The 22,963-nt window shown below is 71.1% G+C and carries 22 protein-coding genes; 11 read left to right on the plus strand and 11 right to left on the minus strand.

Features of this window, described 5'->3' with window-relative positions; genetic code table 11:
• Positions 1-19: 19 nt before the first annotated feature.
• The 3 genes from ACYVLJ_RS35970 to ACYVLJ_RS35980 all read right to left on the minus strand — a co-directional run bounded on the left by ACYVLJ_RS35970 (position 20) and on the right by ACYVLJ_RS35980 (position 2,875).
• Entirely contained in the window at positions 20-625 is a 606-nt protein-coding gene (locus ACYVLJ_RS35970) for a ClpP family protease (protein ID WP_364455898.1), read from the minus strand.
• Between the two features lie 138 nt (positions 626-763).
• Positions 764-2,155: a trigger factor gene (gene tig / locus ACYVLJ_RS35975; protein ID WP_451978457.1), complete on the minus strand. Its 1,392-nt coding sequence runs from the start codon at positions 2,153-2,155 to the stop codon at positions 764-766.
• A 129-nt stretch (positions 2,156-2,284) separates the two neighbouring features.
• Positions 2,285-2,875: a TetR family transcriptional regulator gene (locus ACYVLJ_RS35980; RefSeq protein WP_451978455.1), complete on the minus strand. Its 591-nt coding sequence runs from the start codon at positions 2,873-2,875 to the stop codon at positions 2,285-2,287.
• A 138-nt stretch (positions 2,876-3,013) separates the two neighbouring features.
• Between ACYVLJ_RS35980 and ACYVLJ_RS35985 the strand changes: the two genes are divergently transcribed.
• A complete protein-coding gene (locus tag ACYVLJ_RS35985; RefSeq protein ID WP_460442042.1) occupies positions 3,014-5,113 on the plus strand; it encodes a fatty acid desaturase in 2,100 nt (699 codons plus the stop codon).
• Positions 5,114-5,131: 18 nt separating this feature from the next.
• Here the strand turns inward: ACYVLJ_RS35985 and ACYVLJ_RS35990 are convergent, their stop codons facing one another.
• Complete coding sequence (locus tag ACYVLJ_RS35990; RefSeq protein WP_460442043.1) at positions 5,132-5,677, minus strand: hypothetical protein; 546 nt, start codon at positions 5,675-5,677, stop codon at positions 5,132-5,134.
• A gap of 190 nt (positions 5,678-5,867) precedes the next feature.
• Here ACYVLJ_RS35990 and ACYVLJ_RS35995 point away from each other — a divergent pair, with 190 nt between their 5' ends.
• From ACYVLJ_RS35995 to ACYVLJ_RS36005, 3 genes are all read left to right on the plus strand, one after another.
• Positions 5,868-7,409: a sensor histidine kinase gene (locus tag ACYVLJ_RS35995; protein ID WP_460442044.1), complete on the plus strand. Its 1,542-nt coding sequence runs from the start codon at positions 5,868-5,870 to the stop codon at positions 7,407-7,409.
• Between the two features lie 4 nt (positions 7,410-7,413).
• Positions 7,414-9,276, plus strand: coding sequence for an ArnT family glycosyltransferase (locus ACYVLJ_RS36000; protein WP_460442045.1), 1,863 nt, complete (start codon positions 7,414-7,416; stop codon positions 9,274-9,276).
• A 100-nt stretch (positions 9,277-9,376) separates the two neighbouring features.
• Positions 9,377-9,934, plus strand: coding sequence for a GNAT family N-acetyltransferase (locus ACYVLJ_RS36005; RefSeq protein WP_451978440.1), 558 nt, complete (start codon positions 9,377-9,379; stop codon positions 9,932-9,934).
• On the opposite strand, the gene ACYVLJ_RS36010 is transcribed toward ACYVLJ_RS36005, so the two are convergent.
• The gene (locus tag ACYVLJ_RS36010) at positions 9,861-11,051 is read right to left on the minus strand and encodes a hypothetical protein (protein WP_460442046.1); all 1,191 of its coding nucleotides are present in this window, start codon (positions 11,049-11,051) and stop codon (positions 9,861-9,863) included. The genes ACYVLJ_RS36005 and ACYVLJ_RS36010 overlap by 74 nt on opposite strands.
• Entirely contained in the window at positions 11,048-12,106 is a 1,059-nt protein-coding gene (locus ACYVLJ_RS36015; RefSeq protein ID WP_460442047.1) for a helix-turn-helix domain-containing protein, read from the minus strand. The genes ACYVLJ_RS36010 and ACYVLJ_RS36015 overlap by 4 nt, the downstream gene beginning before the upstream one ends.
• 232 nt (positions 12,107-12,338) lie before the next feature.
• Between ACYVLJ_RS36015 and ACYVLJ_RS36020 the strand changes: the two genes are divergently transcribed.
• The 6 genes from ACYVLJ_RS36020 to ACYVLJ_RS36045 all read left to right on the plus strand — a co-directional run bounded on the left by ACYVLJ_RS36020 (position 12,339) and on the right by ACYVLJ_RS36045 (position 17,815).
• Positions 12,339-12,956, plus strand: a complete 618-nt coding sequence (locus ACYVLJ_RS36020; protein ID WP_460442048.1) for a hypothetical protein — start codon at positions 12,339-12,341, stop codon at positions 12,954-12,956.
• Positions 12,957-12,978: 22 nt separating this feature from the next.
• Positions 12,979-13,641: a Crp/Fnr family transcriptional regulator gene (locus ACYVLJ_RS36025; protein WP_451978428.1), complete on the plus strand. Its 663-nt coding sequence runs from the start codon at positions 12,979-12,981 to the stop codon at positions 13,639-13,641.
• A 79-nt stretch (positions 13,642-13,720) separates the two neighbouring features.
• The gene (locus ACYVLJ_RS36030) at positions 13,721-13,993 is read left to right on the plus strand and encodes a hypothetical protein (protein WP_451978425.1); all 273 of its coding nucleotides are present in this window, start codon (positions 13,721-13,723) and stop codon (positions 13,991-13,993) included.
• On the plus strand, positions 13,990-14,607 hold the full coding sequence (locus ACYVLJ_RS36035) for a hypothetical protein (protein ID WP_451978422.1): 618 nt from the start codon (positions 13,990-13,992) through the stop codon (positions 14,605-14,607). The genes ACYVLJ_RS36030 and ACYVLJ_RS36035 overlap by 4 nt, the downstream gene beginning before the upstream one ends.
• A 104-nt stretch (positions 14,608-14,711) precedes the next feature.
• Entirely contained in the window at positions 14,712-15,968 is a 1,257-nt protein-coding gene (locus ACYVLJ_RS36040) for a bifunctional glycosyltransferase family 2/GtrA family protein (protein ID WP_460442049.1), read from the plus strand.
• Positions 15,968-17,815, plus strand: a complete 1,848-nt coding sequence (locus ACYVLJ_RS36045) for a glycosyltransferase family 39 protein (RefSeq protein WP_460442050.1) — start codon at positions 15,968-15,970, stop codon at positions 17,813-17,815. Before ACYVLJ_RS36040 ends, ACYVLJ_RS36045 begins: the two co-directional genes overlap by 1 nt.
• A gap of 40 nt (positions 17,816-17,855) precedes the next feature.
• On the opposite strand, the gene ACYVLJ_RS36050 is transcribed toward ACYVLJ_RS36045, so the two are convergent.
• Both ACYVLJ_RS36050 and ACYVLJ_RS36055 read right to left on the minus strand, forming a co-directional pair.
• The gene (locus tag ACYVLJ_RS36050; RefSeq protein WP_460442051.1) at positions 17,856-18,458 is read right to left on the minus strand and encodes a hypothetical protein; all 603 of its coding nucleotides are present in this window, start codon (positions 18,456-18,458) and stop codon (positions 17,856-17,858) included.
• A 53-nt stretch (positions 18,459-18,511) separates the two neighbouring features.
• Positions 18,512-18,937, minus strand: coding sequence for a nuclear transport factor 2 family protein (locus tag ACYVLJ_RS36055; protein WP_460442052.1), 426 nt, complete (start codon positions 18,935-18,937; stop codon positions 18,512-18,514).
• Between the two features lie 96 nt (positions 18,938-19,033).
• Here ACYVLJ_RS36055 and ACYVLJ_RS36060 point away from each other — a divergent pair, with 96 nt between their 5' ends.
• Positions 19,034-19,744: a PP2C family protein-serine/threonine phosphatase gene (locus ACYVLJ_RS36060; protein ID WP_460442053.1), complete on the plus strand. Its 711-nt coding sequence runs from the start codon at positions 19,034-19,036 to the stop codon at positions 19,742-19,744.
• On the opposite strand, the gene ACYVLJ_RS36065 is transcribed toward ACYVLJ_RS36060, so the two are convergent.
• From ACYVLJ_RS36065 to ACYVLJ_RS36075, 3 genes are all read right to left on the minus strand, one after another.
• Positions 19,745-20,221, minus strand: coding sequence for a DUF2127 domain-containing protein (locus tag ACYVLJ_RS36065; protein ID WP_451978404.1), 477 nt, complete (start codon positions 20,219-20,221; stop codon positions 19,745-19,747).
• A gap of 26 nt (positions 20,222-20,247) precedes the next feature.
• Positions 20,248-20,493: a zinc finger protein gene (locus tag ACYVLJ_RS36070; protein WP_451978402.1), complete on the minus strand. Its 246-nt coding sequence runs from the start codon at positions 20,491-20,493 to the stop codon at positions 20,248-20,250.
• 85 nt (positions 20,494-20,578) lie between these two features.
• Entirely contained in the window at positions 20,579-22,906 is a 2,328-nt protein-coding gene (locus ACYVLJ_RS36075) for a GH92 family glycosyl hydrolase (RefSeq protein ID WP_460442054.1), read from the minus strand.
• Positions 22,907-22,963: the final 57 nt, after the last annotated feature.

The following is a 22,963-nucleotide window of genomic DNA, read 5'->3' on the forward strand; positions in this document are numbered from 1 at the left end:
TCTCCTGTGTGCTTCGCGCTCAGTTCGAGCCCGGACGGGCGATGTCGGCGGTGAGGACGTGGTCGACGAACCCGTAGTCCTTCGCTTCCTGAGCGGTGAACCAGCGGTCGCGGTCGCCGTCCTTGATGATCTGCTCGACCGTCTGGCCGGTCTGGTCCGCGGTGATCCGGGCCAGCTCCTGCTTCCACTTGTTGAACAGGTCCGCCTGGATCGCGATGTCCGACGCCGTGCCGCCGACACCGGCCGACGGCTGGTGCATCAGGATGCGCGCGTGCGGCAGCGCGTAGCGCTTGCCCGGCGTGCCCGAGGAGAGCAGGAACTGCCCCATCGAGGCCGCCATGCCCATCGCATAGGTCGCGACGTCCGGGCGGATCAGCTGCATGGTGTCGTAGATCGCGAACCCGGCGGTGACCGAGCCACCCGGCGAGTTGATGTAGAAGCGGATGTCGGACTCGGCGTCGTCCGCGTCGAGCAGCAACAGCTGCGCGGTGATCCGGTTGGCGACCTCGTCGTTGACCTCGGAACCGAGGACGACGATGCGCTCCTGGAGCAACCGCTCGAACACCGAGTCGGTGAGGTTGAGCCCTGCGGTGCCGGTCCGCGCCTCGGGCGTGTGCTGCGTCACGTCTGCCTGCCTTTTCGCCGGCGGCGACCCGGTGCTGACGGCCGCCGCTGTCGTTTCAGATGCTTGAGATCTTGTATCCGACCCTAACGAACTCGGGCGGTGCGGAATGCCCGACACCGCCCAAGTTCGCTCACAGCTTCACTCCGCCGGAGTCTTCGCCGTCTCGTCGGTGACCTGCGTCTCCTGGGTTGCGTCGTCGCCGGCCGGCTCGTCGCCGCCGAAGAGCTCGGAGAGGTCGACCTCGGCACCCGAGCCGTCGGTGACGGTGGCCTTGCGGACCACGGAGGCGAGCGCCTTGCCGCGGCGCACGTCGGCGTAGATCGCGGTCAGCTGGCCGGACTGCTGGGCGCGCTGGACGTACTCGTCCGGGCTGATCCCGAAGCGCTGGGCCTGGTAGATGATCCGCTCGGTCAGCTCGCCGTCGTTGACCGACACCTCTTCCTTGTCGGCGATGGTGTCCAGCAGCAGCTGCGTGCGGACGGCCTTCTCCGACTCGGTGCGGGTCTCGGCGTCGAACTCCTCGACCGTGCGGCCTTCGGCCTCGAGGGCCTGCGCGAACTGGGCCTCGTCGTGGTCGAACGGGTGGATCGCGTCGTGCTTGCGGTTCTCGATCTCGGCGTCGAGGACCTTCTCCGGGATCGGCACCTCGGTGCGCTCCAGGAGCTCGTCGAGCACCTTGTCGCGGGCCTGGACACCCTGCTGCATCTTCTTGACGCGGCCGAGGCGCTCGCGAAGGTCGCCCTTCAGCTCTTCGATCGTGTCGAACTCGCTCGCCATCTGGGCGAACTCGTCGTCCGCCTCGGGCAGCTCGCGCTGCTTGACCGACTGGACGGTCACCGTCACCTCGGCGTCCTTGCCGGCGTGCTCACCGGCGACGAGCTGGGTGGTGAACGTCTTGGTCTCGCCCGCGTTCGCGCCGACGATCGCCTCGTCGATGCCGTCGACGAGCTGGCCGGAGCCGATCTCGTAGGACAGCCCGGTGGTGCTCGCCTCCTCGACGGCCTCGCCGTCGACGGTGGCCGAGAGGTCGATCGAGACGAAGTCGCCGGTCTCGGCCGGGCGCTCGACGCCGGTCAGCGTGCCGAACCGGGCGCGCAGCTCGTCGAGCTGCTCGTCGACCTCGGCGTCGGTCAGCTCGACGTCGTCGACCGTGACCGTGAAGCCGTCCAGGTCGGGCAGCTCGATCTCCGGGCGCACGTCCACCTCGGCGGTGAACTCGAGGACGTCGCGGTCTTCGAGCTTCGTGACGTCGAACTCCGGGTTGCCGAGGGTGCGGACCTCGTTCTCGCGGACCGCCTCGATGTACTTGGCCGGGATGGCCTCGTTGACGACCTCGTCGAGCACCGGGCCGCGGCCGATGCGGCTTTCCAGGACGCGAGCGGGCGCCTTGCCGGGCCGGAAGCCCGGGATGCGCACCTGCTGGGCGATCTTGCGGTAGGCGCGGTCGAAGTTCGGCTTGAGCTCGTCGAACGGCACCTCGACATTGATCTTGACTCGCGTCGGGCTCAGCTGCTCGACGGTGCTCTTCAAGGTCTTCTCCTCGAGCGGTAACGATTGTGTAGGACAATCCTGCGGAAATTACCCCTGGTCACCTGCAGACCGGGACGTCCGAGTCTAGGCCAGTGGCCTCCGCCGCCGGGGCGGGGGCCACCTGCGGCGTCACGACCCGAGCATCCGGCCGATCACCCAGCGCATCTGCCCGCTCGCGTGCTCGGCCGAGCCGCTGGGCTGCACCAGGTGCGAGAGCAGCAGGCGCACCCACGCCTCGACCGCCACGGCCCACTCCGACGGGGTCAGCGGGACGGCGGGGTAGCTGCGCGCGAACACCGCCGCGACGGCCTCGACGGCCCGGCCGAGCACGGCTTCGGGCTGCGAGGTCAGCAGCGGGAGGAAGTCCTCGCGGCCGCCCTGCGCACCGCCGAGCGCGAGCTCCACCAGCGGGTTGGCGTGCGCGGCTTCGAGGGTGTGCCGGAACGCGGCGGTGACGCCGTCGACCGGGCTGCCGGGGTGCGCCGCGACGTCCGCGCTCACCCGCTCGACGAAGCGGTCGGTCTCGCGCAGCATCAGGGCCTTGGCCAGCGCGGCCTTGGAGCCCAGTTCGTTGTAGACGGTCTGCCTGCTCACGCCGACCTGCGCGGCCAGCTTGCCCATCGTCACGGCGGCCCAGCCGTCCGCCTGGATGACGTCGGCCGCCGCGGCCAGCAGCTTCTCCCGGGTCCGCGCCGGGACCGGGTGGGTGACGGCCTTCACACCGCGAGCTTACCCGCGGGTTCTGTTCCGCTGGCCGACACCTTTTTTCGAAGCCTGCCGTAACGTTTACAAACCCCGCTGAGTTGTCTACGGTGACTCCCGCTTGGCCAGGAGCTTCTCGACCGAGGAGACCGCTCGATGCCCGTCGTCGATACCCCGCCGCGCGGCTCCGGGAACGCCCCGACGCCCGCGACCGGCGTGCCGACCTCCCGTCCGGTGCCCTCGCCCCGCATCCCGCTCCCCCGCGCGTCGGTGCCGACGCTGCTGCTGTTCACGGGCGGCGTCGCGGTGTGGGGCACCGCGACCTGGCTGCTGCTGGCCGGGATCGCGTCGCCGGTGTTCACCGTGCCGCTGCACGCGCTCGTCACGTTCACGATGTTCACGGTCGTGCACGAGTCGGTGCACCACGCCGCCGGGAAGCTCACCTGGGTCAACGAGGTGCTCGGCCGGCTGGCGATGCCGTTCGTCGCCGCCTACGCGTCCTTCCCGCTGCTGCGGTTCGTCCACAGCGAACACCACCGCCACACCAACGCCGACTCGCACACCGACCCGGACGCCTGGACGTCGCAGGGGTCGTGGTGGCAGCTGCCGTTCCGCTGGCTGACCATCGACTTCTGGTACGCGCGGTTCTACACCGCGCACGTCCGCGGCCGGCCGCCGCAGGAGCGCGCGGAGACGATCCTGGCGCTGTCGCTGGCGTTCGCCGCGGCCGCCGCGCTCGTCGCGAGCGGCCACGGGTGGGAGCTGCTGGTCGGGTACGTGCTTCCGCAGCGGCTCGGGCTGGCCCTGCTGGCTTGGTGGTTCGACTGGCTGCCGCACCACGACCTGCCGGCCGCGCAGCCGCGCGACAAGTACGGCACCACGCGGGTGCGCGTGGGGCTGGAGTGGCTGATGACGCCGATCATGCTGTTCCAGAACTACCACCTGGTCCACCACCTCCACCCCGCCGTGCCGTTCTACCGCTACCTGCGCGCGTGGAAGGACAACCGCGAGGCCTACCTCGCCCGAGACGTCCCGATCATCACGGCGTGGGGTCGCGAGCTGACGGCGAGCGAGTACCGCGCGTGGCGGCGGCTGGCCGACGACCTCGGCGACGCCGAGCCCGCGCCCGAGCCGCCCCCGCTCGGGCCGAGCCGGTTCCACCGCCTGCGGGTGCGGGAGATCCGGCCACTGACCGCGGACGCCGTCGCGATCACCTTCTACGTCCCGCCGCAGCTGACGGCGGAGTTCCGGTTCACGCCGGGCCAGCACGTGGCGGTCCGCGCGGTGCTCGACGGGCAGCCGGTGCGCCGCACGTACTCGATCTGCGCGCCGGCGGACGCGGGCGAACTGCGGATCGCGGTGAAGCGACGGCCGGGCGGCGCGTTCTCCGGCTTCGCGACCACGGCGCTGGCCGAAGGCGACTTCCTCGACGTGCTCCCGCCCTCCGGGGGGTTCACGCTCACACCGGACCCGGCGCGGACGGCCCACTACGTCGCGCTCGCCGCCGGCAGCGGCATCACGCCGGTGCTGTCCATCCTGGTCAGCGCGCTGAACGCGGAACCGCACAGCCGGGCGACGCTGTTGTACGTGAACACCTCCGGCGCGACGACGTTGTTCGCGCGCGAGCTGAGCGCGCTGGCCGAACGGTTCGGCGGCCGGCTGCACGTCGTCCACTACCGGACCGACGAGCGCGACCCGGACCTGCACACCCACCGGCCCCGGCAGTTCGACACGCTCGGCGAGGCGCTCGCGATCTCCCACGAGCGGTACCAGCGCGGCCGGCTCGACGGGACGCGGCTGCGCGCCCTGCTGCAGAACCGCCTGCACCCGGCGAAGGTCGACGAGTGGTTCCTGTGCGGGCCGCGCGGCCTGATGGACCTGGTCCGCCGCACCCTGGCCGACGCGGACGTCCCGGAGGAGAACGTCCACTTCGAACTCTTCCGCGGCGCGGCACCCCTGCGCGACCCGGCGGGCCTGCCGGCGCGGCTGGCCGTGACGCTCGGCGGGACGACGTCGGGCCTGGCGGCACGGGCGGGCGAGACGGTGCTGGACGCGGCCCTGCGCGCGGGGCTCGAGGTGCCCTACTCCTGCACGGGCGGCGCGTGCGGCACCTGCCGGGCGACTTTGCTGCACGGCCAGGTCGACATGGACGTCCGGTACGCGCTCACCGAGGACGACGTGGCGGCGTGCCGCATCCTGACGTGCCGCGCCCGCGCGACGACCCCGGAGGTCGCGGTCGACTACGACCGCCGCTGACCTCCGGGACCGCGCGGGTCAGCCGGTCTGAGCGGGCGCACCCGGCGGCCGGCCCTGTCCCGCGCCGGCCTCGCCGTCCGTCACGGAGGTCGCCGTCGCCGTGGCGCCCGACTCCGTCGCCACCACCGTGACCGTGTCGCCCGTGGCCAGGCCGGTGGCCTGCGCCGAGGTGATCGTGTACGTCTTCGAGAAGCCGTCGTCGCTCTTCGCGGTCAGCGACGTCGCGCTCAGGGCCGTGACCTGGCCCGTCTGCATGATCTTCGTGACGTAGCCGCCGTTCCCGTCGGAGGACACGTACTCGCCGTGCAACGCGGAGGCCGGCGCCGCGCCGCCCTGCCCGCCCGGGCCGCCCTGCATGCCACCCGGCCCGGCCTGGGCACCGGTCGAAGACGAGGACGACGAAGCGGCCCAGACCGCCGCGCCCCCACCGGCCACGATCACCAGCGCGACGGCGCCGGCCGCGATCTTCTTGCCCGGCGACCGGGCCGGCCGCGGCGGCGTGCCCGGGGCGGGCGCCGCACCCCACGTCTGGTCCGGAGTGGACGGTGCCTGCGGTGTGGTCATGGTGGTGCTCCTTAACGAGGTCCTTCGGTGGGATCCACCGTGGAGCCGCCGGCTGTGCGCGGACTGTGCCTGCCGTCAGCCGTTCCTGTGACCCGGAGGAACCGGACATCGGGCGACGGGCCGGTCACCGCACAGCCGCCTCACAGGCAGCACACAACCCGCACACACGGCCGGCACGGACGCTTTGGTCATGGCCGCGCGAACCGTTGCACCGCACCCCCGCCGGGGGCGCCTTTCGCTGCGCGCGAAGCTGACCGGCTCGATGGTCGTCCTGCTCACCGTGGTGTGCCTGATCGTCGGGGTGGTCAGCGAGTTCGCGCTCGATCTGTTCCTCACCCGCCAGGTCGACCAGCAGCTGTCCGCGGCGGCGAGCCGCTCCCAGGCCTTCGCGAGCAACGCCGGCCAGCAGCGCGGCCCGCAGCCGCAACCGGACGGCCAGGCGGGCGAGCACCCGCTCGGGCAGAACGTCGGCACGGTGAGCGGCACCTTCGACGGGCCGGACCTCGTCCACGACGACAGCATCTCCGAGCACGGCGAACGCCTGCAGCTCACCGCGGCCCAGCAGGCCGTCATGCTCTCGGTGCCGGCCGACGGCAAGCCGCACACCGTTTCGTTCGCCGACCTCGGCGAATACCGGCTGATGGCGCTGCCGGTCACCGGGTCGTCCGACGTCGTCGTCACCGGCCTGCCGATGAAGCCGGTCAACGACACCCTCCTCACCGTCGGGCTGATCCTCTTCGGCGTGGCCGCCACGGGCGTGCTGGGCACCGCGTTCCTCGGCGCGTTCGCGGTCCGCCGGACGCTGCGGCCGCTCGACCGCGTCGCGGCCACCGCCGGGCGCGTCACCGAACTGCCGCTCGACCGCGGCCAAGTGGCGCTGTCGATCCGCGTCCCGGAGTCCGACACCGACCCGCGGACCGAGGTCGGCCAGGTCGGCTCGGCCCTGAACCTGATGCTCGGGCACGTCTCGAAGGCGCTGGCCGCGCGGCACGAGAGCGAACTGCGCGTCCGCCAGTTCGTCGCGGACGCCAGCCACGAGCTGCGGACCCCCCTGGCCGCGATCCGCGGGTACGCCGAGCTGGCCGCCCGCGGCAGCGCCCTGGTGCCGCCGGACGTCGCGCACTCGATGGGCCGGATCCAGTCCGAGGCCGTCCGGATGAGCGCGCTCGTCGAAGACCTCCTGCTCCTCGCCCGGCTCGACGCGGGCCGTCCGCTGGACGTGCGCGAAGTCGACCTGACCCGGCTGGTCGCCGACGCCGTCGGCGACGCCCAGGTCGCCGGGCGCGAGCACCGGTGGCTCCTGGAACTGCCCCCGGAACCGGTGCTGGTGCTCGGCGACGTCCAGCGCCTGCACCAGGTGCTGGCGAACCTGCTGGCCAACGCCCGCACGCACACGCCGCCGGGCACCGCGGTGGTGACGTCGCTGGCCCGCTCGGCCGACGGCAGCGCCGTGCTCACGGTGACGGACAACGGTCCCGGCATCGCCCCCGACCTGCTGCCGGACGTCTTCGAGCGGTTCGCCCGCGGCGACTCGTCCCGCTCCCGCACGGCGGGCAGCACCGGGCTCGGGCTGGCGATCGCGTGCGCGGTCGTCGTCGCCCACCACGGCACGATCGAGGTGCACAGCCGGCCCGGCCGCACGGAGTTCGCGGTGCGCCTCCCCGTGGCCGTGCCCGCACAGCGCGTGCACAGCATCGGCACAACCCGGCCCCAGCTCGGCACCGGAAGCTGAGCACATGACCGCTCTCGCGTCCCGCGAAACCGTTGCTCCTCCCGCAGTTCCCGCCCGCCGCACCTGGCACGGTCCCGCGCTCGCCGTCCTGCTGCTCGGGACCGCCGTCCTCTACCTGGGGGACCTCGGCGCGTCCGGCTGGGCGAACGCGTTCTACTCCGCGGCCGCGCAGGCGGGTTCGGAAAGCTGGAAGGCGCTGTTCTTCGGCTCGAGCGACGCGGCCAACGCGATCACGGTGGACAAGACCCCGGCGGCGCTGTGGGTGATGAGCCTTTCGGCGCGGCTGTTCGGCGTCAACGCGTGGAGCATCCTGGTCCCGCAGGCGCTGATGGGCGTCGGCTCGGTGTGGTTGCTGCACGCGACGGTCAAGCGGACGTCCGGCCCGGCCGCCGGGCTCGTCGCGGGCCTGGTGCTGGCCTTGACGCCCGCAGCGGCCCTGATGTTCCGGTTCAACAACCCGGACGCGCTGCTCGTGCTGCTGCTGGTCGCCGGTGCGTACTGCGTGGTCCGGTCGCTGGAGAAGGCGAGCCCGCGCTGGCTCGCGCTGGCCGGCGTCGCCGTCGGGTTCGGCTTCCTGGCCAAGATGCTGCAGGCCTTCCTCGTGCTGCCCGCGTTCGCGCTCGCCTACCTGGTCGCCGCGCCGGTGTCGCTCGGCAAGCGGCTGCTGCACCTGCTCGGCGCGTTGGCGGCGACGGTCGTCGCCGCGGGCTGGTACCTCGTGGTCGTCGCGCTGTGGCCGGTGGCTTCACGCCCCTACATCGGCGGGTCGCAGACGAACTCGTTGTGGGAGCTGGTGTTCGGCTACAACGGCTTCGGCCGCATCACCGGCGACGAGGTCGGCAGCGTGGGCGGCGGCGGTGGCCGCGGCTGGGGTTCGACGGGTCTCACGCGGTTGTTCGGCAGCGAGATGGCGGGCGGCATCGCCTGGCTGCTGCCCGCGGCGTTCCTCGCGCTCTGCGCGGGCCTCTGGTTCACCCGCCGCGCACCGCGCACGGACCGCTCCCGCGCGGCGCTGCTCCTGTGGGGCGGCTGGCTGCTGGTGACGGCGCTGGTGTTCAGCTACATGGGCGGCATCATCCACCCGTACTACACGGTCGCCCTCGCACCGGCAGTAGGTGCGCTGGTCGGCACGGCGGCGGTCCAGCTGTGGCGCCTGCGTTCGCGCCCCTCGGCGTCCGGCTTGCTGAGCGGTGGCGTCGCCCTCACGGCACTGACGACGTACCTGGTGCTCTCGGGCTCGACGTGGCAGCCGTGGCTGGCCCCGACAGTCCTCATCGGCGGCCTCATGGCGGCGGTGGGCCTGTTCTTCGCGTCGCACCTGACCCGCTGGGCGGCCACTTCGATCGCGGCCTTGGCCCTGGTCGCCATGCTGACGGGCACGGGCGCGTACACCCTGGCCACGGCGGCAACGACCCACGAGGGCGCGATCCCGTCGGCGGGGCCCACATCGGGCTTCGGAGGCGGCCGTTTCGGCGGCGGCTTCGGCGGCCGCGGCGGCCCGGGTTCACTGCTTTCGACGACCTTGCCGGGCGCCCAGCTCACTTCGCTGCTTTCACAAGACGCGTCCAAGTACACGTGGACGGCGGCAACGGTCCTGTCGAACGCGGCAGCGGGCTACCAGCTGGCAAGCGGCGCCCCGGTGATGGCGGTGGGCGGATTCAACGGCACGGACCCGTACCCGACGCTGGAGCAGTTCCAGCAGTACGTGGCGGCCGGCAAGATCCACTACTTCCTCGGCGACGGCATGACGATGCAGGGCAGCACGGGCTCGGACGCGGCCCAGCAGATCGCCGACTGGGTGGCCTCGCACCACCGGTCGTCCACAGTGGACGGTGTGACGGTCTACGACCTCACCGCGCCAGCTTGACGCACGCCCGACGAAAGGCGGGAGCGGGCCTGGTTGCCTGGTCAGGCCCGCTCGCCTCAGGCACACTGGAGGTGCCCGCGGCGAACAGGAGTTTCTGCAGATGACCGAGCCAGATGTCCGGCCGGCCCGCTCCGCAGATTTGAAATCGTTCGCCGGAACGCTCGGTGACCACGGTTTCCTCGCCGACCGCCACGCCCGCCAGCTGGATGGCCGCGGTGTGCTGTTCCTGGCCTGGCTGGGCTACCGCCCGGCGGGCGACGTCTACCTGTGGCTCGAAGACGCCGAAGAACGGCCGATCCGCCGTCACCTGCCCGGAGTAGCCCTGATCACCCATCTGGAAGTGGACCGCGACCTGCGGAACCAGGGCATCGGCCAGGCCCTGGTCGACGCGGCCGAACAGTACCTGGCCGAAGAGGGCCACGACCGCGTCGCATTGGCGGTCCGCACGGACAACACGGACGCGGCCCGGCTGTACCGGCGTCTCGGCTACCGGGACTGGGGCCACGGCGACGTCACCTGCTACGCACAGCGAACCCTCCCGGACGGCAGCGTCCTGGAAGAACCGGAACGCTGTCACGTCCTGGTCAAGACCTTGACGCCGACCCCACCTTCACCTCGCGACGAGGCGAGACCGGTCGAGGCCGCGAATTCGTCTTGATGCCGATCCCCGGCTGCGCCAGGTGCTCGATGCCCAGCGTGGTGAGCGCACCGTCGATGCCCAGCCGGCCGCGGTGCTCACGGCGCAGTTCACGGATGTGCTCGCGCCAGACCACGCAGTCGTCCTGCCAGGCCCGCAGGTAGCGGACGCACAGGTCCGGCGCGATGTGGTGGCTGCGCCCGATGGACGCCTTGAGCGCGGCGACCATCCTGGCCCGCAGCGCCGGCTCGCTCACCGACTTCTCCACCTTGGCGATGGTGTCCCGGATGATGTCCCGGCGCGAACGCAGGAAGTCGTGCCAATACCGTTCGTCGGCGTCCGCCAGGCCCTTGCCGTTGTCCAGCAGGCCGAAGACCCCCTCGGCCAGGGTGTCCCCCAGCTCTTCGCCCCGCGCGCGCCGCGGATCGTTGTACGGGTCGTAGTCGTACTGGAACGCGGTCCCCGTGACGGCTGACGGCCGCAGCCGCAGGCCGTCGAGGAGGAAGAACCAGTCCTCGTTGTAGATGTTGGGGAAGAACGAGCCGAACGCGGCGTCGCCGACCACGAGCGCGCCGCCGCCGATGAACACGTCCTGGGCGGCGCCGACGTCGCGCAGCGCGTGGCAGACGACCGAGTTGTCCGGCATCCCCGCGTTCGCGAGCCCCACCACCGAGTGCCCGGCGAGCATGCCCGCCGCCGCGGAGAGGTCCTCCGGGCACGGCAACCCGATGTCGTCGTCGAGGAAGACGATCCGCTTCCAGCCCGCGAGACTCGCGGCCAGGAGGCCGAGATTCCGTTTGAGACTCGTGTCGACGTTCCGGCGGAACCGGGTGAACCGCAGCAGGTTGTCCGTGGCGAACTCCGGCACGACCCGCTCGGGCAAGTCATCCACGTCGATGGCCGTCACGCGGACGCCGGCCTGCTTCGCCGCGAGAGACGCACCCGAAGCCGTGGCCCGCTTGCTGCACAACAGCAGCAAGTGGGCGTCTAGCCGCTTCGCCGCCGAGATGGCCTGCGCCAGGTAAGCCGCCGGGCGCCCGTTGGGCACGATGATCGCGTCCAGGGGCGCCCGGGGGGCCGCTTCGGCGGGGACGTGGGTCAGCAGGTCCTGGTGGGACTCGTGCTGCCGCGCGCTCACGCGGCGGCCTCGGGCCACTCGTGCAACCGGTTCTCCTCGAGCGTCCAGTCGGGGGTCAGTGGCTGTCCACCGACGACAGGCACCCGGCTGATGATGCTGAAGGATTCCACGTCGCCGAACCGCTCCCGGAGGTACTCCCCGTTGCGGTCCAGGAAGCGGGGGTCTGTCAGCGCCCTGACCGCGCCGAGCGTTCCTCGTCCGTACATACCAATGCATACGGTCACAGTGCGTTTTCGGTTGAACGGAGATACCCCGCGGTAGAAGTGCGCGACGTCTTCGACCAGGCGACCGTCTGCGTCGAGTTGCGGCTCGATCAGCTTCGACCGGCCGTCGTTCTGGACGCGGAACCCGCCGTGCTCGACCTCGTCATCCCGCCCCACCTGCGTCACCGGCAGGTCGACGCGCTCGATGACATCCCTCGTCACCGTGTTCCAGTCGACGCCGCCCAGCAAGACCAGATGGCTCGTGTAGTCGTTCGTGGTCAGCTCCTCACTCGTGTGGAAGCTGACCTTGTTGTCCGGGTTGCGCGCACGGATGTGCCCGAACAGCTCGATCAGCGCGTCCGGGTCGGCGTAGGTGTACAGCGAGACGAAGTCGGGGCTTTCCGGGTCCGCGTAGCTCAGGTGCTCCCGGAGGTACTCGGGGAGCTCTGCGCAGACGATGGTGACATCCTGGCCACGAGGAAATGTCCAGATGTCGTCGATCGCGGCCGGTGCCCGCGTGACCGCCTTGCCTTCGCGCAGCCACAGCAGCTCGTCCAGCAGCTCCTTGCGGTTGTGCCGCTCCTCGTCCGTCAGTTCCTCGACGGGGAGGACATTGAGGACATCGCCGTCGAGGGAACGGCGGGTGGCGAACAGCGTCGCGTAGGCCTCCAGCCGCTTGACCGGCGGCCGGACCGGCTTGTCGATGTTCTCCCAAGACGAGATCAGCGAGATGCTGACCCCGCCGAACGCCTCGGCGAGCTGCGCCTGAGTGAGCCCGGCTTCGGGCCAGAGGCCCTCCCGCAACATCTTGAGACGGCGGGCGAGCGCAGGTCTCGGCGTGACTGGGGGCACGACTCCGACCTTTCAGTAAATTTCAGTACCCGGGTCGAGGGCTCCGATACTACTCCACGTGACTGAAGCCGTAACGGGCGACCCGCCGAAGTCAGGACTGAAACGTTACGTCTGGTCGAACTTCCTCGCACCAAACAGGTAACGCCGATTCATCTCTGTTGTTCCAGGGTACTCCAAGCCATACAGTGAACTTGACTGAACTTCAGTTCAAACCTGAAGGCAGGAGCAGGCCATGGACACCACAGCTGACATACCGCGGCACCGGGCCATCGTGGCGGTCGACATCGAGGACTCGACCAGCCGGACGAACTCGGTGCGCTCCCAGCTCCGGAACGTCCTCTTCGAGCTGCTCGACGAAGCCCTGGGCGCCGGCGGGATCGGCAAGAAGCACCGCGACCCGTTCGTCGACCGCGGCGACGGGGCGCTGTGCCTGATCCGGCCGCACGACCAGCTCCCCAAGACGCTCCTGCTGACCACCGTCATCCCCAAGATGGCCGACCTGCTCGTCAAGCACGCCGAGAGCCGGCCCGAGCTGGCCTTCCGGCTGCGCGTCGCCGTGCACGCCGGCGAGGTGCACCGCGACTCCCGCGCCTCCTACGGCGAAGACGTCGACATCGCCTGCCGGCTCGTGGACGCGCCCGAGCTGAAGCGGTGGCTGCGCACCACCGCCGAGCCGCTGGCGCTGGCCGTCTCGCAGGAGATCCACCGGGCGGTCGTGCGGCACGGCTACCCCGGCATCGACCGGACGGCCTTCACCCAGGCCGTCCACATCAAGCTCGGCTCGGAACGGCTTCGCGGCTGGCTCTACACACCCGGCGCCGGCGAGCCGGAGGAGGGGCTGACCGCGTAAGGACCGGAAGCGAGGTGGGGACATGGAACCGACGGGATTCTGGGCCGACCTGGCCCCGGCCGATCGCGCCGAGCTCACGCGGGCGGCCCGCCGCTCGCGGTACCCGCGTGGCGAAACCCTTTGCCGGGAAGGCGAACGCTCCAGCGCCGTGCTCGTCCTCCTGAGCGGGCACGTGCGGATCGTCCACAGCACACCGGACGGGCGCGAAGTCGTCGTGGGCGTGCGCAGCCGCGGAGACGTGATCGGCGAGCTCGCCGCGATCGACGCGCAGCCGCGGTCCGCGACCGTCGAGGCATTGGACGACGTGGAGGTCCTCGAGGTTCCCGGGGACCGCTTCGCCGCCCTGTGCCGCAGCCGGTCGCGGATCTCCTGGGCGCTGCTCGTCGTGCTGTCCACGCGGTTGCGGTCCGTCGGACGGCAGTGGCTGGAGCTCGGCGGTGGCGCCGCGGCGCGGCGGGTGGCCGCGCAGCTGATGCAACTCGCCGTCCAGCACGGGGTTCCGCGGGGGCAGGACATCGACATCGCCGTCCCCGCCACGCAGGCGGAGCTCGCGATGACCGCGGCGCTGTCCCGCGAATCCTGGGCGAGAGCCACGCGGCAACTGCGGGAGGCCGGCGTGATCAGCACCGGCAGAAGGCAGGTCACCATCCACCGCCTGGCTGAACTTCGACGACTGGCGAGCTGAATCCCGGCTTCTGTGTCAGCTGACACAGACGTCGTGGCGAGCCGGAGGTTTGCTGGATCCACCGAGGAGGAGGGCACTCATGGACCCCTATACCACCGCACCGGGCCGCAGCCGCTGGCGCCGGGGCGTCTACGCGGCCGGACTCGTCATCCCCTTCACCGCTTCGCAGGTGTGGGCGCTGCTGGTGCTGCTGCGGCTCGCGCCGCTCGACGGGCTCGTCGGGCAGGCCTTCGTCCTGGTCCTGCTGGGGTCCGTCGTCGCGATCTGGGCGGGGTGGCGCTGGACCTGGCAGCTCGGCAAGGACCGCGACCGCCGGCCCGAGCAGGCCCCCAAGACCCGGATCCCGACATGACCTCCGGGACGGTGATCGTCGCGGCCCTCGTGCTCGGCATCGCCGCCGGACGTCTCTCGCGCCACCTCGGCGGCCTCCTCCGTCGCCGGTTCACCGGAAGGAGCACGGAAATGAGCAGCAGGCAAGCGTCGTTCCCGGTCCGGATCTACCACTGGCGGTGGGAGATCCTGGCGGTGACGCTGCTCCCCTACGCCCTGGTGACGTTCGCGCTGTGGGCCGGCGCGGCCTGGGCGTCGGCGGTCTTCGCGGGCGCACTCGCCCTGGCGGCCCTGCGACGCCGCCAGGTACGGGCGCGGCTCCAGGCGATCCGCCTGCAGCACCGCCTGCGGGCGGCCTTCCCGCTGCTGCGCCTGCCCGGCGGCCGCCGCCCGGCGATCCTGTGGTCCCGCCCCCGCGGCGGCGACATCGTGGTGTCCCTGTTCGGCCGCGAAGCGTTCGATCACCTGCACCGCAACCGCGCGGTCCTGGCGTCGGCGTGCTCGGTCCCGCAGGTGTACGTCGACCGTCACCCGAAGTACGCGAGCCTGGTGACGTTGACGATCAGCCCGACCGAGGCCCCGCGTGAGCGCGCGGTGCTGCCCAGCAACGTCGTGCCGCTGCGGGTGCACAGCTGATCCCGGTTGCCCGGCGTCCACAGGCTGGACGCCGGGCACCGCGCACAGCAACCGCACAGGGCGATCACACGGTCACCAAAGCGGGGGCCGCGACCGTGGTACGCATGACAGCCACCGCCTCCGCCGCACGGCCTGGGACCGTTCCCGTCGATCTGGCCGGTCCGCAGCCCGTTCTCGACGTCGTCATCCCGGTCTACAACGAAGAGGCCGACCTCGAACCGTGCATCCGGCGGCTGCACGCGCACCTGGCCGAACACGTCTCCTACCCGTACCGGATCACCGTCGCCGACAACGCCAGCACCGACGCGACGCTGCGGGTGGCCGAAAGACTCGCCCGGGAGTTCCCGGAGGTGGCCGTCCACCACCTCGACGAGAAGGGCCGCGGCCGCGCGCTCAACGCCGTCTGGCAAGCCTCCGACGCCGCCGTCCTCGCCTACATGGACGTCGACCTCTCCACCGATCTGGCCGCGCTCGGACCGCTCGTCGCCCCGCTCCTGTCGGGGCATTCCGATCTCGCCATCGGCAGCAGGCTCGCCCGGGGGGCGCGAGTGGTGCGGGGCCCGAAGCGCGAGTTCATCTCCCGCGCCTACAACCTGATCCTGCGCTCGACGCTCGCCGCGAAGTTCAGCGACGCGCAGTGCGGCTTCAAGGCCATCCGCGCCGACGTCGCGCGTGAGCTGCTGCCCCACGTGGAGGACACCGGCTGGTTCTTCGACACCGAACTGCTCGTCCTCGCCCAACGCGCCGGGCTGCGGATCCACGAGGTGCCCGTCGACTGGGTCGACGACCCCAACTCGTCGGTCAACATCGTCAAGACCGCCACCGCGGACCTCAAGGGCATCGCCCGCGTCACGAAGGCCACGTTCACCGGCGAGATCCCGATCAGCAGGCTGCGTGAACAGCTCGGCCGGCAGCCGATCGGCGTCGACGCGCCGGGCGTGCCGCCGCGGCTGGTGACCCAGCTCGTGCGGTTCGCCGCCATCGGGGTCAGCAGCACGCTCGCCTACCTAGTGCTGTTCCTGCTGCTTCGCAGCGTCGTCGGCGCGCAGGCCGCGAACTTCAGCGCGCTGCTGGTGACGGCGATCGGCAACACCGCGCTCAACCGGCGGCTCACCTTCGGCATCCGCGGGCGCACCGGCGCCGGGCGCCACCAGTTCGAAGGGCTGATCGTCTTCGGCCTCGGGCTCGCGCTGACGAGCGGTTCGCTGGCCCTGCTCAACGGGTCCACCACCCCCGGCCTCGTCCTGGAGACCACCGTGCTCGTGCTGGCGAACCTCGCCGCCACGGTGCTCCGCTTCCTGCTCCTGCGCGGCTGGGTGTTCAACCCGCGCCGCCAGGCCGCCACCCAGAAGGAGTTCTGATGACCGCCGTCCTGTCCGAGCCGGCGACGCGCGAACCGCGTCACCGCAGGGAATCCGGGGCGCACGCGCCGCCGCGCTGGGTCCGCCCGAGCGTGTTCGGGCTGCTGGCCGCGACCGCCGTGCTGTACTTCTGGAACCTCACCGCCTCCGGCTACGGCAACTCGTTCTACGCCGCCGCCGTGCAGTCCGGGACGCAGGACTGGAAGGCGTGGCTGTTCGGGTCGCTCGACTCGGGCAACGTGATCACCGTCGACAAGCCGCCCGCCGCCCTCTGGGTCGGCACGGCGTTCGCGCGGATCTTCGGGTTCTCCAGCTTCACCGTGCTGGCCCCGCAGGCGCTGATGGGCGTCGCGTCCGTGGGGATCCTGTACCTGGCGGTGAAGCGGACGTCCGGCCCGGTCGCCGGGCTGCTGGCCGGCGCGGTGCTGGCGGTGACACCGGTCGCGGCGCTGATGTTCAAGTTCAACAACCCGGACGCGCTGCTCGTGCTGCTCATGGTCGCGGGTGCGTACTTCGTCGTGCGGGCAACGGAAAAGGCGAGCCCCGGCTGGCTGGCACTCGCGGGCGTCGCGATCGGCTTCGGGTTCCTGACGAAGATGATGCAGGCGTTCCTGGTGCTGCCGGCGTTCGGGCTGGTGTACCTGATCGCGGCACCGACCTCGCTGGGCAAGCGCTTGCTGCACCTCGGCGGCGCGGTCGTCGCGCTGGTCGTCTCGGCGGGCTGGTACATCGCGCTGGTGGACCTGTGGCCGACGGCGTCGCGGCCGTACATCGGCGGGTCCGAAGGGGACAGTCTGCTCGAACTCGCCTTGGGGTACAACGGGTTGTCCCGCATCTTCGGCGGCGAAGGCGGTGGCGGCGGAGGCGGCTTCGGCGGAGGCGGGAACACCGGCTTCGGGGGCGCGTCGGGCCTGTTCCGGATGTTCGGGTCCAGCTTCGGCACGGAGATCTCGTGGCTGCTGCCCGCCGCCCTGATCGGGCTGGTCGCCGGGCTGTGGTTCACCCGCCGCGCGCCGCGCACCGACCGGACGCGCCTCGCGCTGGTGCTGTGGGGCGGCTGGCTGGTCGTCACCGCGCTGGTGTTCAGCTACATGAGCGGCATCGTGCACCCGTACTACTCGGTCGCGCTCGCTCCGGCGATCGCCGCGCTGGTCGCGATTTCGGGCCGCGCGCTCTGGCAGGGCCGGGCGAACCCGGCGCCGCGGGCGGTGCTGGCCGGGATGGTCGTGGTGACCGCGGTGTGGTCGTTCATCCTCCTCGACCGGACGCCGGACTGGTTCCCGGCACTGCGCTGGGTCGTCGCGGTGCTCGGCGTGCTGGTCGGCACCGTGCTGGTGGTGGGCTTGCCGACGGCGCGCCGGCTGGTCGCGGTCGTCGCGGCGGGGGTGGTGCTGACACTGGGCGTCTCGACCGCGGCGTACGGCGTCGAGACGGCTTCGGTGGCGCACAGCGGCTCGATCCCGACCTCGGGACCGACGTCGAGCCGGATGGGCGGGTTCGGCGGCGGTGGCCCGGGTGAGGAGTCGGCCTCGAGCGCGGTCGGCGCGCTGCTGGCGAAGACGACCACCAAGTGGGCCGCGGCGACGACGGGTTCCCAGAGCGCGGCCTCGCTGGAACTGGCGAGCGGCAAGGCGGTGATCGGCATCGGCGGCTGGAGCGGCTCCGACCCGGCCCCCACGCTCGACGAGTTCAAGGCGTACGTCGCGGCCGGCGAAGTGAAGTACTACATCGACGGCGGCCGCGGCGGCGGACCGGGCGGCGGCTCGTCGGAGATCACGTCGTGGGTCACGGCGAACTTCACCGCCACCACGGTCGACGGCCAGACGGTCTACGACCTGCAGAGCTGATTCCGGCGTGCGGCCCGGGCTCCTTCCAGGGGTCCGGGCCTCACGCGATTTCGCGGGCGATGCGGACCGACGTGTCGCGGTGCGCACCTTCGACGACCGTCGTCTCGACGAGTGCCTCGAAGTGCTGGTGGCGGCCGAAGGGCCCGGTCTCGCGCAGGGTCTCGGCGGCAGCGGCGGTGCCGTACCCCCAGCACCCCGCGACGAGCACGACCTCCGCGGTCTCCGGGGCGAACGGGTTCGCCGTGCGGATGACCAGGCCGTAGTCCGTGCGCGGCTCGCCGGACTCGTCGTAGCGAGGCGACGCCACCAGGCCGGACTTCCGGTCGAACACCGCGCAGCCGTTGCCGGGATCGGCGGCGAACCCGATCGAAATCACGCCGTCCAGGCGCGAAAGCACGCCCGCGGTCACGGGATTGCCGTCCGGGCCGCCGATCAGGATGAGGTCCGACCGGACTTCCGGCAGTGTGAGCGCGCCGGCCGCGAGGAGCCGGGCGGGGCTGCCGAGCTGGGCCTGGAGCTCGACGACGGCGAGCATGTCGCCTTTGCCGACCAGCCCCGACCATTCCCAGCCGCGGAGTTGCTCGTGCTCTCCGAAGACGATGAGCGGCCGGGCGCGCCGGAGGTCGTGCAGCACTCCGCCCATGGCCGGCTCCTTCGGTCGTTCGTGCCCCGAAGTCGTCGCCGGCCGGTGGCTCGTTACGGCCGCGGCCGCAGGTGGTGGCGCACGTCGCCGACGAGGTCCACCGTCGCCCGGCGCTCGGTGAAAACCCAACCGCCGGCCGCACGGGTGAAGGTGTCCGCGTACCGTCCCGCGGCGATCGTCTGCAACGGCAGCCCCGGAACCGCTTGCAGCACGGTGAAGTAGGCCGTTCCCGTGGCTTGCGTTCCGTCGGCCGTGAGGGTGATGTTCGTCGTGACGTGCTTGGTGCGCGGGGTTCCGTCCTCGTACACGATCACCGTGTCGCGCAGCATCCGCGTGACCTCGGCCGCACCGCGCGCCGCACCACCGCTTCCGACGAACGCCCCCGAGGCGAACAACGCGCCGACGCCTTCGAAGTCACCCGCGTCGACCAGGGACGCGTAGGAAACGATCAGGTTCTCGAGCGCCCGGTAGTCGTCCACGGAAAACGATCTTACCGATCCACGGCACAGGAAAGTCTCAGACCGCCCACAGGTTGGGCGCGGATCATGGGGTGCAGAGGGGATGAGGAGGCCGCGATGATCACGACACGTCCGGGGTACCCGCGCTGGCACACCGCGAGCGCACAGGGGCCGCGCTCGCTCAACGCCGATGCCGTCGGGGCCTACGCCGCCGCCGGCGGGCCCGGCATCGTGTTCGCGCTCGCCGACGGTGTCGGGGATGATCCCGCCGCCGCGCGGGCCGCCCGCATCGCGGCCGCGGCCGCCGCTCGCACCCCTGTCCACAAAGGACCTGTCGAGGCCGTTCTCGCCGCGCAGCAGGCGGTTCGCGAACAGACGTACGGGGACGCGGTGCTCGTCGTCGCGATGCCGGCGGAGCACGGCGGGTACCGCATCGCCTGGGTGGGCGACACCCGCGCGTACGCCTGGGACGGCGCGACGCTCGCCCGGCTGACCACAGACCACACGCTCGCCGAGTACTTCCGCGCGCGCCACCAGCCGGTGACCCCGCGGATGGAGCACGTGGTCACCACGAGCGTCCGCACGACGAAGCCGCACGAGATCGGCACGGCGGACACGACGAGCACCGGCCTGCTGCTGACCAGCGACGGCGTCCACAAGCCGCTGACCGGCAGCGGGATCCGCGCGGTGCTGGCCCAGCCGGGCACGGGCGCCACGGAACTCGTCGACGCGGCCCTCGCCCGCGGCGGCTCGGACAACGCGACCGCCGTCTACGTCGAACCCCTGGAGGCCGACGTCACGACGGTGCGATTTCCCGTCGCAGCCTGACTAGCCCCGCTTCAACTGCCGGTACTCACGCAGGATGAGCACGATGATCACGACGTCGAGCGCGGCGAAGAACGGCAGCGCGATCGAGTGCGTGTGCACCGCCCGGAAGATCTCGTAGACGACGAAGGCCGCGAGGATCAGCGCGGCGACCGGGTACGCGCGCACGATCTTGCGGGCCAGCGCCCAGACCAGGCCGAGCTTGATGAGGCCGTGCGCGAGCAGGTAGGCGACGGCGAAGGTCTTCGTGTCGCCGTGGAGGAAGTTCTCCGTCGCCGACTCCAGGTGCCGCGCGAGGGTGCCGGACGGATCGCCGAGCAGGTCTCGCGTGATGACGGCGTGGGTGAACCCGCTGACGGTCGACGCGGGGATGAACGCGAGGATCAGGGCCCCGACGACCTGCAGTGCGCCGTCGAGGCCCTTGATCGCGATGGCGACCCGGAAGAACTTCTCGGTCGCGGTCGTCTTCGTCTCCGACATGCCTCCAGCTCAGCACGAACCCGGCGTCAGCGCACGTGGACACCCCTTTTCACACCGTTCGTCCGGGTCGGTGCCGGATGGCACCGGCTCGTCCACACCGCCGCGCACTCCACGCAGGTGGGATCGAACCAATGGCCACCGAGCTGCGGTACGTCACGTACCGCGACCGTCACCTCTTCCCCGCACAAGGTCCGGAACCGTTCATCGGGGCGAGGTGGGAACGGCCCCTCGAGCGCGTGCCGCTTCCCCTCCGCCTGCTGCCACCTCAACATGGTTCCAGTGAAGCCGTCACATCGGGTGAACACCAAGGCGTTGACCGGGTGGTACGACGTCCTCGAGCAGGCCGGCCGTCACACGTCACATCGCCGGTGGCGCCGACTTCGTCCCCCAGCTCGTCGGGGTGTCGCTCAACCGGAACTCGATCTTCCCGGCCCGCAGGAGATCCGCATGGGAAATCCACGAACGGTCGTACGCACGGTGTCCGATCTGGACGTCCTTTGTGTACTGCAGGTTCGACGCGCTCGCGCCCGGGGCGTCGATCTCCAGCCGGTGGCCGCCGGCCGGGTGGATCTCCACCTTTTCGAACATCGGTGTGCTGAGCAGGTACGTTCCGGAGCCGGGCTGGGCTTCGAAGATGCCGGTCATGCCGAAGACCAGCCACGACGAGATCGTGCCCAGGTCGTCGTTGCCCGGCATGCCGTACGGCGTGTCCGTGAAGAGCGTTCGCGCCGCTCGCAGCACCGCCGATGTCTTCCACGGTGCGCCCGTCCAGGTGTACATCCAGGGGGCGTGCAGGTCGGGCTCGTTGTTCGGGTTGAAGGCGAAGTTGTTGTGGTAGTCGTAGGCGCCGTGGACCCAGGAGTCCTTGGCGGCCTTCGCCGGGTCCGTGAGCAGCAGCGGCATGTCGAAGAACGTGTCGAGCCGCTTCTCCGCCTGACCCGCGCCGCCCATCAGGCCGAACAGCTTCGCCGGGTCCTGCTGGGCGAGCCACTGGTACTGCCACGGCGTGCCCTCGTGGAAGCCGGTCGACTGGGCCGGGTCCGGGTCGCCGACGCCCGTGCCGTCCGCCGCGCGGGTGCGCGGGAAGCCCGTGAAGCCGTGGGATTCGACGCTCGTGTCCCACAACTTGGCGAAGTTGCCGCAGCGGGCGGACAGCGTCTTCGCCTTGTCGCGGTACCCCAAGCCGGTCGCCATCGTGGAGAGGGCGCAGTCGGCGAGGGCGTACTCGAGGGTCGCCGAACCGGCCTGGCGGGTGTCGCCGTAGGTGTAGCCGGGCAGGTCCTGGTAGCCGATCCAGCCGTTTTTCATGTACGTCGGGTTGCCGTCGCGGCCGCGGAAGATCGACTGGTCCGCGGGCACTTCGTTGGCGTTGCGCCACAGCGCGTCGAAGAGCTGGCGCGCGGTCTTGTCGTCGAGGAGGCCGCGGCGGTAGTTGTCGACGACCCACGGCGTCACGGGGTCGCCGCTCATCACGTTCGTCTCGCCGCCGGCCAGCGCCCAGCGCGGCACCCAGCCGCCGTCCTGGTAGATCTTGAGGACGGACTTGGTCATGTCCGCCGCCTTGTCCGGGTGCAGCAGCGCGACCAGCTGGTTCTGCGAGCGGTAGGTGTCCCACAGCGAGAACATCTGGTAATAGGTGTCCCGGCTGCGGTGCACGGCGTCGTCGAAGCCGCGGTAGGCACCGTCCACATCGGACCCGACCGACGGGTGCAGCAGCGACCGGTACAGCGCGCTGTAGTACGTCCGCTGGTCGGCGGGCGTCCCGCCGGCGACGCGCATGCGGTTCAGCTCGTCGCGCCAGGTGTCGTGGGCCGCGGTCCGCGCCTTGTCGAAAGACTTCGGCTGCTCGGCGCCGCGGTTCAGCCGGGCGCCGTCGATCGACGTGTACGACAGGCCGACGGACGCGCCGACCTGGCTCTTGTCGGTGCCGAAGCTGAGCCACGCACCGGCGCGCTGGCTGCCGAGGGCGGCGTCGCGCCGGTTCGCCGTGAGCTTGGTGTCGGTCCACGTGCCGAAGCTCGTGAACTTGCGGTCGAACTTGGCGCTGAAGAAGACCTTGTACCGCTCCTTCTGCGTCTCCCAGCAGAAGTTGCCGCCCTGGAGCCAGCCTTCGACGGTGTCGTCGCCGACGACGTGGACGTCCCCGGCGTAGGTGTAGCCGTTGCTCTCGCCGACCTCGATCAGCACGTTCTCGCTCGCGCCGGCGGGGAACGTGTAGCGGTGCTGGCCGGTGCGCTGGGTGGCGGTCAGCTCGGCTTCGATGCCGTTGTCGAGCTTGACGTCGTAGTACCCGGGTTGGCGGGTTTCGCTGGCGTGGCTGAACTTCGCGCCGTACTGCGCGGGGTCGCTGCTGGTGACGGCGCCGGTGGTCGGCATGAACCGGAAGTTGCCCATGGTCTGGCAACCGACGCCGGAGAGGTGCGTGTGGCTGAAGCCGAGGGTGGTGTCCTGCGCGTAGTCGTAGGACGCGTACTTCTTGAGCTGGGTGTCCGGGCTCAGCTGCACCATCCCGAAGGGCGTGGTCGCGCCCGGGAAGGTGGTGCCGTCCCCGTTGTTGCCGATCGAGGTGTCGACGAGGGTCGTGGGGTCGTCGGCGAAGCGGGTTCCGGCTTCGGCGGGGGTCGCGAGGCTGAAGGCGGTGGCCCCGGCGAGCAAGGTGGCAAGGACGCGTGTCCCCGGCTTCATCCGTGTCCTCCTGACAACGTTGTCAACTGCACGGTGGGATCTTTTCCGTTGTCCACC

The sequence above is a fragment of the Amycolatopsis stemonae genome, assembly GCF_054781455.1.

Excerpts from the sequence above, each read along its gene's own strand:
- ACYVLJ_RS35985 (WP_460442042.1), top strand. The coding sequence starts at position 3,014 with ATGCCCGTCGTCGATACCCCGCCGCGCGGCTCCGGGAACGCCCCGACG.
- ACYVLJ_RS35990 (WP_460442043.1), bottom strand. The coding sequence starts at position 5,677 with ATGACCACACCGCAGGCACCGTCCACTCCGGACCAGACGTGGGGTGCG.
- ACYVLJ_RS35995 (WP_460442044.1), top strand. The coding sequence starts at position 5,868 with ATGGCCGCGCGAACCGTTGCACCGCACCCCCGCCGGGGGCGCCTTTCG.
- ACYVLJ_RS36000 (WP_460442045.1), top strand. The coding sequence starts at position 7,414 with ATGACCGCTCTCGCGTCCCGCGAAACCGTTGCTCCTCCCGCAGTTCCC.
- ACYVLJ_RS36005 (WP_451978440.1), top strand. The coding sequence starts at position 9,377 with ATGACCGAGCCAGATGTCCGGCCGGCCCGCTCCGCAGATTTGAAATCG.
- ACYVLJ_RS36020 (WP_460442048.1), top strand. The coding sequence starts at position 12,339 with ATGGACACCACAGCTGACATACCGCGGCACCGGGCCATCGTGGCGGTC.
- ACYVLJ_RS36025 (WP_451978428.1), top strand. The coding sequence starts at position 12,979 with ATGGAACCGACGGGATTCTGGGCCGACCTGGCCCCGGCCGATCGCGCC.
- ACYVLJ_RS36030 (WP_451978425.1), top strand. The coding sequence starts at position 13,721 with ATGGACCCCTATACCACCGCACCGGGCCGCAGCCGCTGGCGCCGGGGC.
- ACYVLJ_RS36035 (WP_451978422.1), top strand. The coding sequence starts at position 13,990 with ATGACCTCCGGGACGGTGATCGTCGCGGCCCTCGTGCTCGGCATCGCC.
- ACYVLJ_RS36040 (WP_460442049.1), top strand. The coding sequence starts at position 14,712 with ATGACAGCCACCGCCTCCGCCGCACGGCCTGGGACCGTTCCCGTCGAT.
- ACYVLJ_RS36045 (WP_460442050.1), top strand. The coding sequence starts at position 15,968 with ATGACCGCCGTCCTGTCCGAGCCGGCGACGCGCGAACCGCGTCACCGC.
- ACYVLJ_RS36050 (WP_460442051.1), bottom strand. The coding sequence starts at position 18,458 with ATGGGCGGAGTGCTGCACGACCTCCGGCGCGCCCGGCCGCTCATCGTC.
- ACYVLJ_RS36060 (WP_460442053.1), top strand. The coding sequence starts at position 19,034 with ATGATCACGACACGTCCGGGGTACCCGCGCTGGCACACCGCGAGCGCA.
- ACYVLJ_RS36065 (WP_451978404.1), bottom strand. The coding sequence starts at position 20,221 with ATGTCGGAGACGAAGACGACCGCGACCGAGAAGTTCTTCCGGGTCGCC.
- ACYVLJ_RS36070 (WP_451978402.1), bottom strand. The coding sequence starts at position 20,493 with ATGTTGAGGTGGCAGCAGGCGGAGGGGAAGCGGCACGCGCTCGAGGGG.
- ACYVLJ_RS36075 (WP_460442054.1), bottom strand. The coding sequence starts at position 22,906 with ATGAAGCCGGGGACACGCGTCCTTGCCACCTTGCTCGCCGGGGCCACC.